This is a genomic window from Streptomyces sp. WM6378, assembly GCF_001279695.1.
Taxonomy (GTDB): Bacteria; Actinomycetota; Actinomycetes; order Streptomycetales; family Streptomycetaceae; genus Streptomyces.
Window position 1 is genome coordinate 91,504 of the sequence record NZ_LGDD01000133.1, and the last position, 16,148, is coordinate 107,651.

At 67.2% G+C, this 16,148-nt stretch carries 20 protein-coding genes; 11 read left to right on the forward strand and 9 right to left on the reverse strand.

What is annotated here, in order from left to right:
- Positions 1 to 243: 243 nt before the first annotated feature.
- The 3 genes from ADK54_RS13950 (at position 244) to ADK54_RS13960 (ending at position 3,508) form a co-directional block, all read left to right on the forward strand.
- Complete coding sequence (locus ADK54_RS13950) at positions 244 to 807, forward strand: MobC family plasmid mobilization relaxosome protein (protein ID WP_053725926.1); 564 nt, start codon at positions 244 to 246, stop codon at positions 805 to 807.
- Positions 804 to 2,567: a relaxase/mobilization nuclease domain-containing protein gene (locus ADK54_RS13955; RefSeq protein WP_053725927.1), complete on the forward strand. Its 1,764-nt coding sequence runs from the start codon at positions 804 to 806 to the stop codon at positions 2,565 to 2,567. Before ADK54_RS13950 ends, ADK54_RS13955 begins: the two co-directional genes overlap by 4 nt.
- 71 nt (positions 2,568 to 2,638) lie before the next feature.
- Positions 2,639 to 3,508: a ParB N-terminal domain-containing protein gene (locus tag ADK54_RS13960; RefSeq protein WP_053725928.1), complete on the forward strand. Its 870-nt coding sequence runs from the start codon at positions 2,639 to 2,641 to the stop codon at positions 3,506 to 3,508.
- 162 nt (positions 3,509 to 3,670) lie between these two features.
- Here ADK54_RS13960 and ADK54_RS45935 read toward each other — a convergent pair whose 3' ends face one another.
- The 5 genes from ADK54_RS45935 to ADK54_RS13980 form a co-directional block, all read right to left on the reverse strand.
- A complete protein-coding gene (locus ADK54_RS45935; protein WP_159047754.1) occupies positions 3,671 to 3,829 on the reverse strand; it encodes a hypothetical protein in 159 nt (52 codons plus the stop codon).
- Positions 3,830 to 3,910: 81 nt separating this feature from the next.
- Positions 3,911 to 4,414 (reverse strand): hypothetical protein, encoded by a 504-nt coding sequence (locus ADK54_RS13965; RefSeq protein WP_053725929.1) that lies wholly within the window; start codon positions 4,412 to 4,414, stop codon positions 3,911 to 3,913.
- 24 nt (positions 4,415 to 4,438) lie between these two features.
- Positions 4,439 to 5,026 carry a hypothetical protein gene (locus tag ADK54_RS13970; protein WP_053725930.1) on the reverse strand — a complete coding sequence of 196 codons (588 nt, stop codon included), beginning with the start codon at positions 5,024 to 5,026 and terminating at the stop codon, positions 4,439 to 4,441.
- 767 nt (positions 5,027 to 5,793) lie between these two features.
- Entirely contained in the window at positions 5,794 to 6,366 is a 573-nt protein-coding gene (locus tag ADK54_RS13975; protein WP_053725931.1) for an HD domain-containing protein, read from the reverse strand.
- A gap of 17 nt (positions 6,367 to 6,383) precedes the next feature.
- Positions 6,384 to 7,487, reverse strand: a complete 1,104-nt coding sequence (locus ADK54_RS13980) for an XRE family transcriptional regulator (RefSeq protein WP_234392051.1) — start codon at positions 7,485 to 7,487, stop codon at positions 6,384 to 6,386.
- Between the two features lie 132 nt (positions 7,488 to 7,619).
- Between ADK54_RS13980 and ADK54_RS13985 the strand changes: the two genes are divergently transcribed.
- The 6 genes from ADK54_RS13985 (at position 7,620) to ADK54_RS14010 (ending at position 11,723) form a co-directional block, all read left to right on the forward strand.
- Entirely contained in the window at positions 7,620 to 8,009 is a 390-nt protein-coding gene (locus ADK54_RS13985) for a DUF6415 family natural product biosynthesis protein (protein ID WP_053725932.1), read from the forward strand.
- Between the two features lie 298 nt (positions 8,010 to 8,307).
- Entirely contained in the window at positions 8,308 to 9,333 is a 1,026-nt protein-coding gene (locus tag ADK54_RS13990) for a radical SAM protein (protein ID WP_053725933.1), read from the forward strand.
- The gene (locus ADK54_RS13995; RefSeq protein WP_234392052.1) at positions 9,330 to 9,968 is read left to right on the forward strand and encodes a dTMP kinase; all 639 of its coding nucleotides are present in this window, start codon (positions 9,330 to 9,332) and stop codon (positions 9,966 to 9,968) included. The genes ADK54_RS13990 and ADK54_RS13995 overlap by 4 nt, the downstream gene beginning before the upstream one ends.
- Positions 9,961 to 10,473, forward strand: a complete 513-nt coding sequence (locus tag ADK54_RS14000) for a hypothetical protein (RefSeq protein WP_053725934.1) — start codon at positions 9,961 to 9,963, stop codon at positions 10,471 to 10,473. The genes ADK54_RS13995 and ADK54_RS14000 overlap by 8 nt, the downstream gene beginning before the upstream one ends.
- Entirely contained in the window at positions 10,470 to 11,264 is a 795-nt protein-coding gene (locus tag ADK54_RS14005) for an STM4013/SEN3800 family hydrolase (protein ID WP_053725935.1), read from the forward strand. The genes ADK54_RS14000 and ADK54_RS14005 overlap by 4 nt, the downstream gene beginning before the upstream one ends.
- Before the next feature lie 21 nt (positions 11,265 to 11,285).
- Positions 11,286 to 11,723, forward strand: coding sequence for an NUDIX hydrolase (locus ADK54_RS14010; protein ID WP_053725936.1), 438 nt, complete (start codon positions 11,286 to 11,288; stop codon positions 11,721 to 11,723).
- A 199-nt stretch (positions 11,724 to 11,922) separates the two neighbouring features.
- On the opposite strand, the gene ADK54_RS14015 is transcribed toward ADK54_RS14010, so the two are convergent.
- Positions 11,923 to 12,147, reverse strand: a complete 225-nt coding sequence (locus tag ADK54_RS14015) for a hypothetical protein (protein WP_053725937.1) — start codon at positions 12,145 to 12,147, stop codon at positions 11,923 to 11,925.
- Between the two features lie 225 nt (positions 12,148 to 12,372).
- On the opposite strand from ADK54_RS14015, the gene ADK54_RS14020 reads away from it, so the two are divergent.
- Complete coding sequence (locus tag ADK54_RS14020) at positions 12,373 to 13,632, forward strand: sensor histidine kinase (RefSeq protein ID WP_053725938.1); 1,260 nt, start codon at positions 12,373 to 12,375, stop codon at positions 13,630 to 13,632.
- Positions 13,620 to 14,261, forward strand: a complete 642-nt coding sequence (locus tag ADK54_RS43350; protein ID WP_078966369.1) for a response regulator — start codon at positions 13,620 to 13,622, stop codon at positions 14,259 to 14,261. Before ADK54_RS14020 ends, ADK54_RS43350 begins: the two co-directional genes overlap by 13 nt.
- Before the next feature lie 192 nt (positions 14,262 to 14,453).
- Here ADK54_RS43350 and ADK54_RS48785 read toward each other — a convergent pair whose 3' ends face one another.
- The 3 genes from ADK54_RS48785 to ADK54_RS45945 form a co-directional block, all read right to left on the reverse strand.
- Positions 14,454 to 15,044 carry an RICIN domain-containing protein gene (locus tag ADK54_RS48785; RefSeq protein WP_078966370.1) on the reverse strand — a complete coding sequence of 197 codons (591 nt, stop codon included), beginning with the start codon at positions 15,042 to 15,044 and terminating at the stop codon, positions 14,454 to 14,456.
- A 188-nt stretch (positions 15,045 to 15,232) separates the two neighbouring features.
- Positions 15,233 to 15,466 (reverse strand): hypothetical protein, encoded by a 234-nt coding sequence (locus ADK54_RS45940; RefSeq protein WP_159047756.1) that lies wholly within the window; start codon positions 15,464 to 15,466, stop codon positions 15,233 to 15,235.
- A gap of 107 nt (positions 15,467 to 15,573) precedes the next feature.
- On the reverse strand, positions 15,574 to 16,131 hold the full coding sequence (locus ADK54_RS45945) for a hypothetical protein (RefSeq protein ID WP_159047757.1): 558 nt from the start codon (positions 16,129 to 16,131) through the stop codon (positions 15,574 to 15,576).
- Positions 16,132 to 16,148 lie beyond the last annotated feature (17 nt).

Below are 16,148 nucleotides of genomic sequence, written 5' to 3' on the forward strand. Positions count from 1 at the left end.
GCAGCCTCCCGCCCAGGCCCCCCGGCCTTGTTCATCCGCCTGCCCTCAGCCCTCCCCGGAGAACCGCCCATGTCACACGACCCGCACCACCCCGAGGACGTTCCAGGCGAGCCGTTGCCACTGACGAAGTCGCCTACGTTGATGGAGCGTTGGCGGCGGGCGTTCGGTCGGGGTGCCCCGGGCGGAGCCAGTAGTACCCCGAGTCCGACTCATGGCCGGTCTTCGGGGATCTCCGCCCCGGGGGTGGCGGAGACGGCCCAGCGCCAGGGGGCGCCAGGCCGAGAGGTCGGGGCCGAGGGCGGCCCCGACCCGGACACGGTGCATGCCGCCCAGCGCGACATCCTGCACCCCGCTCGCGCCGCCGAGAGTGTCGGCGGTGAGCCCGCCGTGAAGAGCGCACAGCCCACGATCCGCCGCTTCACCGGCGACAAGCGCACGGCACGCGTCGGCCCCTTGCGGTTTCTCGATGCGGAGCGTGCCCGCCTCCAGAACGTCGCCGCCGAGCACGGCTACAAGGGCGACTCCGGCTTCGCCGCCGATGTCGTCCTGGCCTTCATGGACGGCCGGTTCACCGCCAACCTGCCGCTGTCCGAGGACCGCCGGCGCACCCACCACTTCCGCGCCCAGGTACTGCGCCAGCTCAACCGGATTGGCGTGAACGTCAATCAGATCGCCCGCGCTCTCAACAGCGACCTCACGCCACCCGACATCCGCCGGCAGCTGACCGAGCTCCAGCAGCTCCTTGAGCTGATCGCCGAGGCCCTGCGTCAGAGCGCCGAGCCGGACGAAGGAGAGGCCGCCGCATGATCGCCGCCATCAAACCGGCCGGGGCCAACACCCGTGGCCTGCTCGCCTACCTCTACGGTCCCGGCCGTCAGGATGAGCATCTTGACCCGCACATCGTGGCCTCCTTCGCGATGCTCGGCATGCCAGACCCCGGCCGCGACGAGAACGCCACGTTGACCGAACTCGGCCGCCACCTCGATGCACCTGTCCACCTTCGGAACAGCGAGTTCGGCAAGCCGGTCACTGACCACGTCTGGCACTGCCCCGTACGGGCGGCTCCCGAAGACCGCTACCTGTCCGATACGGAGTGGGGCGAGATCGCCCGGCGCATCGTCGAGGCCGCCGGTATCGCCCCGGCCGGGGACGACCTGGGCTGCCGCTGGATCGCGGTGCGCCACGCGGATGACCACATCCACATCCTGGCCACCACCGTCCGCGAAGACGGCCGCCGCCCCAAACTCCACGACAGCGGCCTGCGCGTCGGCGACGCATGCCGCCAGATCGAAAAGGACTACGGACTCAGGCAGTTGAAGAAGGGCGACCGCACCGCCACACGCCGCCCCACCCAGGCCGAGATGCACAAGGCGAAACGCCTCGGCTGGGAGGAGACCAGCCGCGCCTGGTTGGAGGACCGCATCCGCGCCGCCATCCCCCACGCCCGCAGCGCCGAGGAGCTCCTGGCTTACCTGGAAGCCGCTGACATTGTGGTCAAGCCGCGGCGGGGTCCGTCCAGCGACCTCCTCGGGTACGCGGTCGGCCGGCCCGGCGATGTGAACAAGGACGGCGAGCAGATCTTCCACCCCGGCGGGAAGATCGCCCCCGACCTCACCCTGCCCAAGCTGAAGGCCCGCCTGGAAAGCGTCGTGCCGGAGGAGCACCCCACCGCCCGCCGCAACCGGCCGACCACCCCCTGGCGGCGAGCCACCGACGCCCTCGACACCCTCCACACCGACCTCGCCAACACCGGCACAGGCACAGATGATGGCGGGGATGCGCGGGCCCAGGCCCACATCACCGCCCTCGGCGAGCTGATCGAAGCCACCGCCCAGCAGGCACCGGCTGCGGTGCGCTCCGAACTCCGGGCCGCCACCAAGGTGTTCGCCCGCGCCCAGCGCTCCCAGATCCGGGCCGAAGACCGGGCCGCCCAGGCCCTGCGCAGCGCGGCCCGCGACATCGTGCACACCGCCACCGGCCCCGACGGCAGCGCCCTGGCCGCCCTGCTAGCGGCCGTGTGTTGGGCAGTGATCGTCACCGGACGGTGGCACGAGGCCAAGGGACATGCCCAGCAGGCCGACGCCGCCCGCCAGACCGTCCAGCACCTCCAAGCAGCAGCCGACGCCGCACTCGTACCGGTGCTCGCCGACCTCGAAGCCCGCCCACCCAGACGGCAAGCGCTCCTGGTGCTCGTCAGTGACGTACGCGCCGCCGTGCCCGATCAAGCCGAGCGGATCCTCGCCGACCCCGCCTGGCCCGCACTCGCAGCTGTCCTCGCCGACGCCGAAGCCCGCGGCCACAAGCCCCACCGGCTCCTCAAGGAAGCCGCTGGCCAGCGCGAACTGGACAGCGCCCGCCAGCCCGCCCGCGTCCTGATCACCCGCATCCAACACACCAGCCACAACCCCGCCCGTAACCGCAGCGCCGAAGCCGCCCGCCTCCGCACGACCAGGACGACCCCGCTCCAGACACACCAGCCCGGAAACCCGCAGCCCGCGATGGCACGCACGACACCCGCGCCCGGCGGCCCGACTCCCCGCACCAACAGCCACCGGAACACCCGATAACCACCAGCCCCTCAGCGCAGCCTGACCCCGGCCCCACCACACCGCAGTACACCCGCCCGCCAAGGAGCCCCTTGAAGATCCACCCCACCACCGCCATGTTCCCGATGCTCGAAGAGGACGAGCTGCACGACCTGGCCGAGTCCATCAAGACCCTGGGCCAGCACCACGACATCGTCCTCGACGCCGACGGCGTCCTCCTGGACGGCCGCAACCGTCTCGCCGCCTGCGAGCTCGCCGGCGTGAAGCCCCGCTTCACCACCTACACCGGCAACGACCCCAAGGGGCTGATCCTCGCCTATAACCTGCGCCGCCGGAGCCTCAGCAAGGGCCAGCGGGCCATGATCATCGCGATGGCTCGTTCCTTTTCGGAACACTCCCTGCGCCACCACGTCAAGCTTCACAGCATCAGCCTGACCCGCATCTCGAACGCGGCCACCGTCCTCAAGCACGCCCCGCACCTGGCCGAACAGGTCCGCACCGGCGCCCTCAAACTCGACGCCGCCTACAACACCGCCCTCGAATACAAGGCCCGCGCTGCCGCTGTCGAGGCCCAGTACCAGCGCCTGCGCGAGCACGCCCCCGACCTCGCCGAGCAGGTCACCGAGGGCCTTCTCACCCTCGACGAGGCGCAAATCCGGCACCACGTACGGGACACCGACGCCCTCCGCCGTGCCGACGGCGACACCGCCCCGCCCGCGGTCCACCTCGTCGAGAAAGGGGACATCACCTGGGACCAGGCCCACCAGCGTGCCGAACACTTCCTCGCCCACCGGCAGAACGCCATCCATCAAGCACAACAGGACCTCCGGGTGATCGCCGAGAACTGGGCCACCGTCCAAGACCTCGCCGCTCGACCCGACACCCCCTATACGCGGGATGTCCTCAACGGGCTCACGCCCCAAGCCCGCGCTCTCATCCAGAGCCTGACCGCTCCGGCCTGACACGACACGCACCCCTGGGGGCCGGCCTTCCTGGCTCCGGCTCCCAGGGGCGAGGACGGTGAAACCCGCACAGATGATGGGGCTCACAACTGCGGGAGAGGACCAGGTACCTCCGTGACCAGGGCGGGTTCCCGTGACGTAGGAGCTTGCTTTGCCCCGTACCTACGGCGCCACCCATGCCGCCCCACCGAACAGGCTCGTCGAAAACGCGCCGCCGAAGCCGTGGCCCTTGTACAAGCCCTCGATCACATAGCCGGGCACGGTCGCGGCGTTGAGGACGGTGCGGTCGATCTTCATGCCCGGCGGCGGCAGCGGCGGCACCGGACGTCTTTGGTGGGGCGCCCAGCAGGCTGCCGGGCGCCCCAATGATGTGTGCGTAGGCCGATCTGAGTCGGGCCCCGGTCAGGAATCTCCGGAATCCGATTCGCCGACCCTCGGAACGGGTTTGAACGGGCCGAGTCGAGGCCGTTGCCGCTTTCGCAGATGCCCGTGCCAGCGCGCGACCAACCACCGGGCGAACACGATGGGCACGAAGGACAGCGCTGTAGGGACCAGCGGCGGCAGCCACGTCCACAAGGACACCGGCCACACCACACCGACGACGATCGGGGCCACGACGCTCAGGCCCATCAAGAGGGCGCCCCACACATCGTCAACCCGCTTCCACCACGAACGGCCCTGCAGATACGGCTCGAACAGCATCATCACGGCCAGTCCGAACCCCACCACCGGTGCCACCAGCCAGGGGGACGCCGGAACGCCCCGGTTGCCGAAGAGTTCGCCGATGAAGGTTGCGGGGATGTACGCGAAAAGCAGGAACGTGACGGTGAGGACCACACCGCTGCCGGCAGCACCCAGCTCGTCAGCCGAGTCCTGCGCGCGCGACGGCTCCGGGGTCCGCTTCATCAGAGGTTCCTCCCTCGTGCGCGTCTACAGGCATGCATGGGCCAAGTCAGGCAGCCCCGTGGAATTGACGATGAGGTTCACGATTTCATCGTCAATTCCCCTACCAGGGTATTGGCCGTGCTTGACGTACGCCCAGATGGCCTGTGCCACCTTTTTGCCGTTCTTGACGAGCCGCCACGCCTTGGCGACGCCGATTCCGTTTTCGGCAGCGAACTTCGCGACCCCGGCCGCGCATCCGAACCACCCGAATGCCTGGATGGCCTGCGCAGCCTGCGGGTTTCGCTCCAGCCAGTCGCTCACCTCGCGAACCGCGTCAGGGTCGCCAGCCTCGACTCTCTGGATCAGCGCCTCGGGGATCGCAGCGATGCGGTCGAGCGCGCGCTGAACCGCGGCAATACCTTCCGCATCGCTCACGCCGTCCAGCCCCGACTCGGCAGGGGTGGACGCGTCAACCTCACCTGACATCTGAGATATCGCCACCGACCTGGCGCCGCCATCGCTCCCGCGATCGGCCGCCTCCGCTGATCCGACCAACCCCGTGCCAACGATTGCCGCGACAACAACTCCGGCAATTGCTGCGCTGAACTTGCGTCGGTGAGTGCTGCTCTGCACGCGCCGTCCTCCTTTGAACAAGCATTTTCAGACATAATTCAACCCTCAAACCCCTGTAGAAAGAGAGGGTGAATCATGCCTTGCGGTCGCGAACGACTTCACCACTCCCTCACCCGCAGAGCCGTGACGGAAGCCACAATTCCCCCTCAGATCTCCCTCAAGTCAAGGAAGTTGGCTTATTCACTCCTATTGAACCTAAGCATTAAGGTGCCTATTCGAGGCTGTAACGGACGCGAAAGTAGCCGTAGACGCTGGCCAGTTGGCACCAGCCGGTGGGGGAAGTGGAGGGTCTCTCGTGGGTAACCCTCTGTTCTTGGAAGCCGCGATGATGTCTCATTCGCCTCGGCCGTGGCCGGCACACCCCAGCAGATGGCGTCCCGCCTGATGCAATGCCGTGACTCTGCGGGTGATGTTGGTAAGTCGCTGACGGCTGGCTGTGTGCGGTGCTTGGCTGGGAGGGTGCGGGGCGATGTCGTCGGTGGAGGGGCTCGCCGACGCAGAGGCCGCCGGGCACAACGCGGCCACCGTCCTCGACCAAGCGCTCGGCCAGCGCCCCCTGGACGATGTCCACAGCCTCGCCTGCGCACTGACCTGGCGCATCCGCCGCCTCGGCGAGCGCCACGCCACGTACCCAGCCCTCGTGCCCAGGCAGCTAAGACCTACGGCGTCACGCAGCGCCGGGCCGCTCCTAATCAACCTGTGGCAGCCATTCCGCTGCCGCAGGCGCCAACGGCGCGACGGCGTTGATCACAGTCGAGCCGCATCCCCTACCGGAGATAGGTCTGCTGCCACTCCAGCGAAGGCATGTTCAGGGCCGCCTCGGCCAGCTCCTTGGCGGAGGCGGTCTTGAGGCTGGCGAGGCTGGTGTCGATCCAGTTCTGGACGTTCTGGTGGCCCTGCTCCCGGTACTCAACGGCCTGGATGAGGCATTCGAGCTTGTCGGCGTCGTGGGCCACGATCACCTCGGGGCTGTCGCCGGTCTCGTACTCCTTGACGATGCGCTGCACGCCGGCGGTGACGGCCGGGTGGGCGGCGGAGACCTGGTCGGCGGTCACCGCTTCGTTGGTCGCGGCTTGTAGGTAGCGGCGGCCGATGCGGGGGATGTCGCTGACGCGGGTCTCCTGGGTGTCGTGGAAGACACACATCAGGGCGACCTTGGCGGGGTCGGCGCCCTCCATCATGGCCAGGACGCTCCCGATGATCGCCGTGCGGAAGCTGTGCTCCGCGATGGTCTCGGGGTCCTTGACGCCGACGATCCACCAGCCGGACCGCTTGGCCCTCTTGAGCATCCCCATCTCGAACAGGAACCCTGCGGTGCCGCGGCTCTGGTCGTCTGCCATGTGTGGCCCTCCATTGCTCATGTGCGGTTGCTTAGCTGGTACTGCACGGCGCAGAGATCGCGCCGGGACCTGGGGGAGATCACGCCGGTGTCGAGGATCTTCCCGACCCTCTCACCGAGTACGCCGGCCACGGAAGGGGCGGCCTGCGGAAGCCACGGATGCGCGTGCACCAGCGCCCAGATCGAGTGGGCGTACAACTCCACATAGGTAGGGGCTTCTTGGAGACCTCGGGCCAGGAGGCGCAGGAGCGTTATGGGGTCCCAGCCGGTGAGTTCGCGGTCCCGCATGAACAGGTCGCTGGGCTGGGGACGGGAAGCGGCACCGAGCCAGTACGCCCAGTAGTTCAGGTTCGCCGCCTCGCCCGCATCGTCGTCCACGAGTGCGCGCTCGATGAAGTCGCGTAGTGGTTGCGGATCTCCCTGGCGGGCAAGGGCGGTTGCGGTCGAGCGGGCTTCGGGCCACAGGGACGACCAGCCGTGAACGGACAGCGCGCCCCGGCCCTTGTGCAGCACGTGAGCCGTCCATGCGGAGGTGTCGGGGCTGTCGTCGTACGAGGTGAGATACGCCGCCTGGCGGCGCAGCAGCACTCCGGTCCCGCTCGTGCTGGATGCGCCTTCCGCGACATCTCGCAGGTGGGTGAAGAGATCAAGTCGCTGTTGGACAGGGATGATTGGCGCCTCCGGCACGGCTCCACGGCGACGCGGCGCCGGCCGGTTCGCCAGCATCGGGGGCGGGGTTCCGTTGACCGCCCAGGCGAACATATGGGCCGTCGCACGGGTATGGACCCACTCCGCCAACGGATGCTGCTCCAGCCGGAGCGGAGGGCTGAGCGCGCCGCTGAGGATGCGGTCCGCGTCCATCGCCGCGTCCAGGAGCTGCACCAGTTCGGTCTCCGCGCCGAGCGCGGGTAAGCGGCGGCGCAGATCGAGCAGGGCGCCAGCCTTCATGTTGGCCAGGGGGCGACGGCCCGACTCCCAGCCCTGGAGGGTCGCGAGGTCGACCTGCAGATCCTCGGCCAGGCCGGTCTGGGTGCGGGGGATGCTCTCGCGGGCAAGGCGCAGCACGTAGCCGGACACGATCCCGCTGATGTCGATCCTGCGTGGCTGCGGTTTGTGGCCCATGACGCCCTCCCGTCCTGGCGTGGCGCTCCGCATAACACGTACCCGGGGTCAGTCCTATCGCATTCCCCACGCTCATACGGTCGTTGTGACCGATCGGATGGCTCGTCGAGGGCCGCTTCGAGGAGGAGCGCGGTGGGCACAGTGACGCATCAGAAAGCAGCGGACAGCGCGCCGACTGCCGTGCCGTCGGCGGGCGAACTGGAGTTGATCGCGCTGGACTGCGACCGGGCGCTGGTCGGGTTCGAGCACCAGCCCGATCCCGAGGAGAACGCCCGCCAGATCGTTGTCATGCTCGGCTGTGGCGAGCAACTGGTCAGTGTCGTAACGAGGTTGCCCGAATCGGGGCGGGACGCACGAGTCGCTGGGGCGCTGCAGGACTGGGCGGAGCTGCTCGACCGTGGTCCTGGCGACGGGCCCTTCGCGAACTGGACGTACCTGCGGGCGCTGGCCCGCGCGGTCCGCTCGTTCACGCAGTTCCTCCAGGCCCGCAACGGGCCGCGTCCGCTCCGGCCCGACCTGTGAGTCCACACCGGGTGGTCACGGCGTACGTCCTGGTCCTCGTCGTACTGATCACCGCCCTCACGATCGCCATCGCCGCCGAGAGCGGCTGACCTCCAGGTCTCCCGCGTGATGCTCCCCGAAGAAGGACAGGGCGCGGGAGGAACGGGGCGCCCTTCCTGCTCGGCGCCCACGCCGGTCACGGCCACGCCTCCCCCGAGAACGGGCGGGCCGTGGCCGGCACCCGCCGAGCGCGTATGCATCGGCCCACCCCGCCGCCCCTGCACCTGCCATCACCCCGCCCACTCGTCCGGAGGACGCCGTGAGCACTACCGAAGCCCTGGCCGCCCCCGAGGCGGTCGACTGGACCGCCTTGCGGAACTTCGCCGCCCTGCGCGGCCAGTTCCGGATCTCCCTGACTCCCCGGTGCAACCTCGGCTGCTTCTTCTGCCACAACGAGGACGACGTTCCGCCGCCCCTGACGCTGCGCGACCGCACCAAGCAGCCACGGCCCCGTGTCGTGACCGCCGAGGACTTCCTGACCTTCATCCGGGCGATGATCAAGGCCGGGTTGCGGCGCGGCTACTTCAGCGGCGGGGAGCCGCTGGTGTCGCCGCTGGCCCGCGAGGTGCTGGCGAACCTCCCGGAGATCGGCGCGGACGGCTCGTACACGCTGATCACCAACGGCACCCGCATCCGCCAAAACCAGGAATGGCTGGCCCAGACCCGCCTCGACAAGGTCAAGGTCTCGCTCCACTATTTCTCCGACGCCTCGCTCCTCGACATCGCCGGGGTCCGCACGGGCATCGCGCCGATCCTCGACGGGATCGAAGCCGCCCGCGAGACCTTCGAACGGGTCGAGCTGAACTGCCTTCTGCTGCGCCAGAACCAGCACGAGGTCCGGGCCATCCTCGACCACGCCCTGGCGCGCAGCCTGCCGGTGCAGTTCATCGAGCTGGTGCCCACCGACTTCAACGAAGGCGACGCCGACAACGCCGTCCCGGCCGAGCAGATCGTCCAGCACCTCCGGACCCTCACCACCGACGAGCACATCGAGGTCGCCGGGGTCGGCCAGGGCCGACGCGTCTTCCGCATCGACGGGGTGGAGATCGACGTCATCGAACGCGGTCTCGGCCGCCACCACGTCGGCCAGTGCGGCACCTGCCCCGTGCGCTCGAACTGCGTCGAAGGCTTCTGGGCCCTGCGCGCCGACCACGCCGCCGGCCTCCAGCCCTGCCTGTTGCGCGGCGATCTGCGCCTGGACATCAAAGACGCGCTGAGCGACCCGGACCGGCTCGCCGAAGCCGTCGCCCGCCACGTCACCGCCTTCACCGAGGGGACCCTGTGAGCCTTCCGCCCGCGTACGCACCTATCCCGTACGACGACTTCCCTCGCGGCTTCTTCGGCGTACTGGAAGGGGTCTCCGGCGTCGGCAAGTCCACCCTCGCCCGCGTCCTGGCCAAGCGGCTCGGCGCGACCGCTCTGCACACGCTGACACTGCCGCACCAGGGATGGGCGGAGGAGGCGAGGCTGCGGCTACGCGCCCTGCCGCAGTTCGGCTTCTACCTGTCCGGCCTGCTCCACACCTCGGACCGGGCCCGACAGGAGCTCACGGCCGGACCGGTCATCGCCGACCGGTACAGGTCGTCCGTGATCGCCTGCCACGCAGCAGCCCACGGCGTCGCAGCGGAGGACGTAACTCGCCTGCTCGACCCGTTCGATGACTACCTGGCCGCCCCGGACCGCACCTTTTATCTCCGCTGTTCCGAGGAGGCATTGCGGGAGCGGATGCGCAGCAAGCAGGACCTGAAGCAGGACGACACAGACCTCTTCGAGGTCCCCCACCGGCTCAAGCAGCTGCTCGCGAACTTCGAGACGGTCGCCGCCGGCGACCCGACCGCCGTGGTCCTGGACACCGACGGCCGAACCCCCGACCAGCTCGCCGACGAGATCCTCACGTACGTGGAGGGCGGCCGTGCTTAACCCCATCAACGCCGACGCGGTGATCCGCGACGGTGGCGCACACGGCCGCTTCCCCGACGAGATCCATGAGGCGGTTGGCTGGTGGCTCGGCGCCTGCCTCGTCACCACCCTCAAGGCCCACCGCATCGCCGTCGCCCACGGCGGCCGTGCCACCAGCGTCCTGTTTCACCAGCGGCTGTGCCGGGGGGCGATCAACGCCCAGCACTACGCCTGCACGGTGCTCACCCTCCGCGTCGCCGACGAGGACACCTTGCTGCGGGCGATGGCCGAGCTGGGCGGCGTGCCGGGAGCCCGCGTTTCCACCACCGGACCGGAGGGCGAGGAGACCGTCTCGATCGTCTTGTACGGGCCCGACGGCAAACCCCTCGACGAGGACACCGGCCTTGCGAGCATCCGGCACCTGATCGCCAGCGACCGTGTCCCCATCCCGGTCAACGAAACGGCCAAGGGCCGCATCGAGCACTACCCGCACCCAGCCGAGCAAGAGAAAGGGGCCGCGCGGTGATCAACGCTGCCGACATCATCGGCAACCGGGACCCGATCCTGTTCATCACCCTGGACTCACTGCGCTACGACAGCGCCCGCACCGCCCTGGAGGAGGGCACAACTCCACACCTCGCCGAGCTGCTGCCCGAGGGAGGCTGGGAGCGACGGCAGACACCCGGCACCTTCACCCTCCCCGCCCACATGGCCTTCTTCTCCGGCTTCCTGCCCAAACTCCCGCAACCCGAACAGCCCACCCGGCTGTGGGAATGCCGCCCGCCCGCCTTCAAGACGGTCCCGCCGGAGACGTTCGTCTTCGACGCCCCGAACGTGCTCGCCGGGCTGGGCCAGCACGGCTACCGCACCGCCTGCGTCGGCGGCGTCACCTACTTCTCGCGCGAGACCCCGCTCGGCTCCGTGCTGCCGGACATGTTCGACGAGGACCACTGGCGCCCCAACTTCTGCTCCCCAGACCCCGACTCGACCCGCCACCAGGTCGACCGCGCCCTGGAGATCGCCGACCTCTTCGACGAGCAAGCCCTCTTCCTGTTCGTGAACGTCTCCGCCACTCACGTCCCCCACGGCCACTACCTCGGAGACAGCCACGACAGCGCCGCCTCCCAGCGCGCCGCCCTGGCCTACGCGGACCAGCACCTGGGCCGCCTCATCACCACGCTCACGGCCCGCCGCCGCTGGCTGATCATCCTGTGCGCGGACCACGGCGACGCCTTTGGCGAGGACGGCTTCCACGGCCGGGGCATCGCCCATCCCGTCGTGATGAACGTGCCGTACGCGGCCCTGGTGCGCGGCTGAACCCCGCTACGCTCGCGGGGCATGAGCGACGAACGCACCCGCCCGCTCCGCGACGCCTCGGTGATCGTGGCACGGGACGAGGAAGGTCAAGTGGCCATCCTGACAGCGAACTTCCCGCGTCAGGGCGGCGAGTACCTGTTCCTGCCAGGCGGGCGCCGGGAGGACCGCGAGACCGCAGAGGAGTGCGCACGGCGCGAGCTGAGCGAGGAAGCCGGCATCACCGCAGACCACTGGCGCCCCCTTGGGACGTACGCGATCACTCTGGACTCGACAGCCCGCATCCACCTCTACGAAGCTCGCGGGCTGACCTTGGGCCCGCAGCAACTCACCCCGACAGAAGAGGACTTCAAACTGTCATGGTGGCTCATGCCGGACGCCATCCGAGCTGCTGGGGAGGGTCGCTTCCTTCTCCAGGCCGGCCCTCTTGCTCTCTTGCTGGCGGATCGTGTCGCAGGCTGACTGCGCAGCCTGTCTCGAAGGACACCTCTACTTCGCGGATGGCCGCATGTTCACGCGCCCAAGGCTGTCCTTGGCACCCGCCCGTGCCCGGTGATTGGCGCTCTAGAGATCCACTCATGGCATCGGCGCCGTCGGGCTCATGCGTGAGCGGACGCGTCGGCATGTGCTGTTCTGGGCCGGACCGGCCAGCAAGCCAACCTCAGCTGACCAGGAAATGGATGGACAGCCCCACGATCCGGTACCGGGCGTCGAGGCCCTCGGGCCACCACAGGTCACGAATCCGGAGCCGGATGGTCGAGCCGAGCAGGGCGGGCGAGAGCGGGGTGCGGTGGAGGGCGACCGTGATTTCGGGGATCGTGGCGGGCCGGCGGGCGGCGGCCCAGTCGGCACGTGCGTGCGCGTCGAGGACGGACTGCGTCGCCACGGTCGAGTAGTCCGATGTCCCGTCGAGGCGCGGCCACCCGGCGGCGAGATCGTCGGCGGCCTCCCGTGACGGCCGAGGTGGGCTGGTTGCGTCGATGGCCGGGAGGGCAGGCAGCGCGTAGAACCGGCACAGCGACTCACCAAGGCACTGGTGGTACTAGCTACACCATCAAGGCTGGCAGCACCGTTATCGTGCCCCGAGACTCACGGAGATAGCGTCCTAGACATGGACCTCCCCTCTGCCGCGCGTGGTGTGCTGCGGCCCTTCAGCGAGTCCCGGCGATACATTGCCTTCCTGGTCGCCGGCATCCCTGTGCAGGCTGTGGCTTTGTTGGTCATCGGGGTCCCCTGGCTTACCGGCGGGCCAAGCCAGGCGCTCAGCGTCCTCATCGCTATTCTCATACCACTCGTTTCTCTTGCCTTTGCGTCACCACTTCTCACTGCTATTCAGCGCCGCCGGTTCAGGGGTCTCGGGGTTGAGCTTCCCTTGCTGGCTAGTGGCCAGCAGGGGGGTACACTCCGGGAGCGCGCGACATCCTGGCTGCAGGCCAGAATGTCCTTGCGGCAGGTGCAATACCATCTGCTGGTCGGACCGTTGGTTGCGCTGGGTGCGGTCCTTCTCATGCTCCTGTGGCTGTCAGGAGTGGGGGCTTCGACCATTTATCTCTGGGTGTGGGCGCTGCCAGCCAACTGGCGGATGAGTGATGTCGGCTATTCAACCCAGGCTGCCTACGTCACGGTTGCGGGCATAACTGCGGTGTACAGCGCTGCGTGCCTGTCGATACGGCTTGCGCGATGTGACATCCGGATGGCAATGAACCTTCTCAGGCCCACCTTCGCCGAACAGTTGGTCGCCCGGGTCGACGAGCTCACCCAGCGCCGCGCTGCCATCATCGAAGCAACGGACGCAGAACGACGTCGAATTGAGCGGGACCTGCACGACGGCGTACAGCAACGCCTTGTGTCACTCGCAGTCAATCTCGGGATGGCCAGGGTCCAGCTCTCCGATCTCCCTGAAGACGCCTGGGACGTCATAGACGAGGCACATCGCGAAGCGAAGGAGGCCATCGTGGAGTTGAGCAACCTCGTACGCGGCCTGCATCCCGCAGTCCTCGAAGACCGAGGGCTGGATGCTGCCCTCTCTGGAATCGCGGGCCGCGTACCCATCCCGGTCAGGCTGATGGTGGACTTGCCGTCGCGCCCAAGCCCGACCATCGAGTCCGCGGCCTATTTTGTGGTCTCTGAAGCGCTGACGAACGTCGTCAAGCATGCCGAGGCCAGTCGGGTTGATGTCACCGTCGAGCGCATCGGCGCGACGCTGCTCGTTGTCATAGGGGACGATGGTTGCGGGGGCGCTGACCCATCAGGCGGGTCGGGTCTCATTGGCCTGTCCAAGCGCGTCGCAGCAGTCGACGGGGGGTTCAGTATCTCCAGCCCGGTCGGAGGCCCGACGGTTATCACTGTGGAGCTGCCATGCGGATCGTAGTCGCCGAGGGTGCCCCCCTCCTGCGGCGTGGATTGCGGAATCTCTTGATCGCCTCAGGCTATAACGTTGTCGCCGTGGTGGAGGATGCAGAATCCGCGCTGAGGGCTGTTGAGCAACACAGACCGGATGCCGTCCTTCTGGATTTCCGTAGACCGCCGGGGGCCACGGACGAGGGACTATATGCTGCCCTGGTGATCCAGCGAGAGTGGCCTTCAACCTCTGTCATGCTGCTGTCACCACTCGTCGATCGCTGCCACGCCATCGAGCTTTTGGGTAACGCCGAATGCGGTCTCGGGTATCTTTCAAACCGGCGGATCGTCGATGGTGCGGAGTTGATGGAAACGCTGAGACGCGTCGTAGCTGGCGGGACGGCGATGGACATCGATCTTGATGCACAGCCTGCCGGAAACAGCCAACTGAAACATCTGACCCGAAGCGAGCGAAGAGTGCTGTCGCTCCTGGTTCAGGGGCATTCGGACGCATCCATGGCTCACTTGCTCGGCCTGGATGAGAGCACCGTCGCAGAGCAAACGAAGGCCGTACTGCGGCGGATCGGAGCCGAACCCACTGGCATCGAACGGGGCCGGACACTTTCCGTACTCCGATTCGTCCAGGGCCTGATGAGCTGAGCAGCTCTAAACGCTTGGTCTGGGGCGTCGACCATCAAGGCTGACTCCCCCAGCCCTCGCTCCCTCCGAGGCGGCCTGCAACTGATAGGTCGCCACTCCTATCACCTCAGCGACGCCGGTGGTTGGCATGTGTGAGAGGGCCCCGCCCATATGGGCGGGGCCCTCTCACACATGCCAACCTGAGAGACTTCCTTAAGGGCGGTCCCAGCATTGGTGGAGCGACCCTACAGCACCCCACTGCTGCGCCCTTGCACCGTTAGCCGTGGTGCCATTATTCACCTCCAAGACTAGGCCACTATTCCTATTTTCAAGGAAGTGATGACCCTGGCATCCGGTCTTCCAATACCATTGCTGGGTTGGCTTGGAGACACAATCCCATTGCTGCACGGGCGCACCCAAATCCGTGCGGGAGTCCGCAACCTCCAGACATTTTCCGCTGTTATTTACGATTACGGAATACGGCTCATTGCCATCCCAACCGGCAATATAGCCCGCCCAGTAGGAGCCAGACTGTCCGTTACAGGACCACTGTTGAACCGGCGCACCGTTGCTCGAACTGGAGTTCTGAACTTCGAGGCATTTGCCAGTACCGACGTTGCGGGTTGTCTCATAGGGACTATCCGCTTGACTGACATTGCTCACCCCAAGGGTGAGTCCGAGAGCTGCGGCCACCACGGCCGAGGTCTTCCAGATTTTCATAGTTCCTCCGAGTCTTGTAGCCCACTTGAGACTCCCCAAAAGGAGGCGAAGGCGATTTCCCAGCGAGATCGACACTACGCACATGCGACCGAGTGTCAACTAAAGGCCCCACTGGGGGGTGTAATCTCGTCGAGCAGTGCACGCACGGCAAGTTAACAAAGTACGGACCCTGAGCCACATAGAAGCGACAGGGAAGAGCGTCAAGAATCGGGAGGGGGGTCCTCCGCCCCCCAGGCCGGGGGGGGGGCAGGCCCTGAATCCTCCCTACAGATTCATGATGTGCTGTATGTGAGGCCAAATATGGCGCACACTACCCAAATCGCCAGCACGCCCCAGATCCCCGGCGACGGCTTTTCGTTCTTGACGGCGCCAATGATGAAGCCGGCTACGATGAAGCACAGAGCAATTCCTTGAAGGCCCCAGGCCCACGCCAGATAGCCAGGGTGATCATGTCGCGAAGCCATACGCAGGATTCCTGCCAGAATGACTGGCAAGGTGCCGAACACTGCTACTGAATCCTGAACAGCCGACCTGCGTGAGACAGTACGAGACATTGGGAATCCTTCCTTGTATAGCGCCGTACCACCGTCCCCCGTACAGGTCGGGGGCGAACTCAGGATATTTGGTGGGCGAGGTAATCAATTACCCAGCTCTGCGCACTGCCATTGAGAGCCCACCATGCGGCACGGATTGCCCAGTTCTGCTTAGACATCCAGCCGTTGAACGCCTTGTTCCCGGCCTTTGCATACCGGATCGCCGCCTTGAAGACCTTCGGGGATTTCTGGAGCAGCTTGATTATTTTCTTGCCCGCGCCTGCGTTTAGGGCCTGCGCGGCAGCCATATCGCCCCGGCCTTCGGCCTGCTGGGTGAGGCTGGCATCGTTCTGGATCTCCTGCGAGAGAGCCTGCACCTCATCGAGCTCGGCCTGCGTCAGTTCAACGGTCTCGTACTCCTCGTCCCCTGCAACAGCCACGACAGGAACTACCGGTTCCTGCTCTGCCGCTGTCGCAACAGGGCCGGCAACCCCAATCGCAATGGCAGCTACAATCGCCGCTGAGGCAAAACGCACACTCTTCCGCACAGAACTCTCCTCATGCGTGATGAAATTGCCGAAACCACTCAACAAGGAGGAAGAATGACCGGCCGACCCACCGGACTTCTCGGCAGGCATGCATGATTCTTGCGGAT

Excerpts from the sequence above, each read along its gene's own strand:
- ADK54_RS13975 (WP_053725931.1), bottom strand. The coding sequence starts at position 6,366 with ATGGCAGACGACCAGAGCCGCGGCACCGCAGGGTTCCTGTTCGAGATG.
- ADK54_RS13955 (WP_053725927.1), top strand. The coding sequence starts at position 804 with ATGATCGCCGCCATCAAACCGGCCGGGGCCAACACCCGTGGCCTGCTC.
- ADK54_RS13980 (WP_234392051.1), bottom strand. The coding sequence starts at position 7,487 with ATGGGCCACAAACCGCAGCCACGCAGGATCGACATCAGCGGGATCGTG.
- ADK54_RS45945 (WP_159047757.1), bottom strand. The coding sequence starts at position 16,131 with ATGCCTGCCGAGAAGTCCGGTGGGTCGGCCGGTCATTCTTCCTCCTTG.
- ADK54_RS48785 (WP_078966370.1), bottom strand. The coding sequence starts at position 15,044 with ATGTGCGTAGTGTCGATCTCGCTGGGAAATCGCCTTCGCCTCCTTTTG.
- ADK54_RS14020 (WP_053725938.1), top strand. The coding sequence starts at position 12,373 with ATGGACCTCCCCTCTGCCGCGCGTGGTGTGCTGCGGCCCTTCAGCGAG.
- ADK54_RS13965 (WP_053725929.1), bottom strand. The coding sequence starts at position 4,414 with ATGAAGCGGACCCCGGAGCCGTCGCGCGCGCAGGACTCGGCTGACGAG.
- ADK54_RS43350 (WP_078966369.1), top strand. The coding sequence starts at position 13,620 with ATGCGGATCGTAGTCGCCGAGGGTGCCCCCCTCCTGCGGCGTGGATTG.
- ADK54_RS14010 (WP_053725936.1), top strand. The coding sequence starts at position 11,286 with ATGAGCGACGAACGCACCCGCCCGCTCCGCGACGCCTCGGTGATCGTG.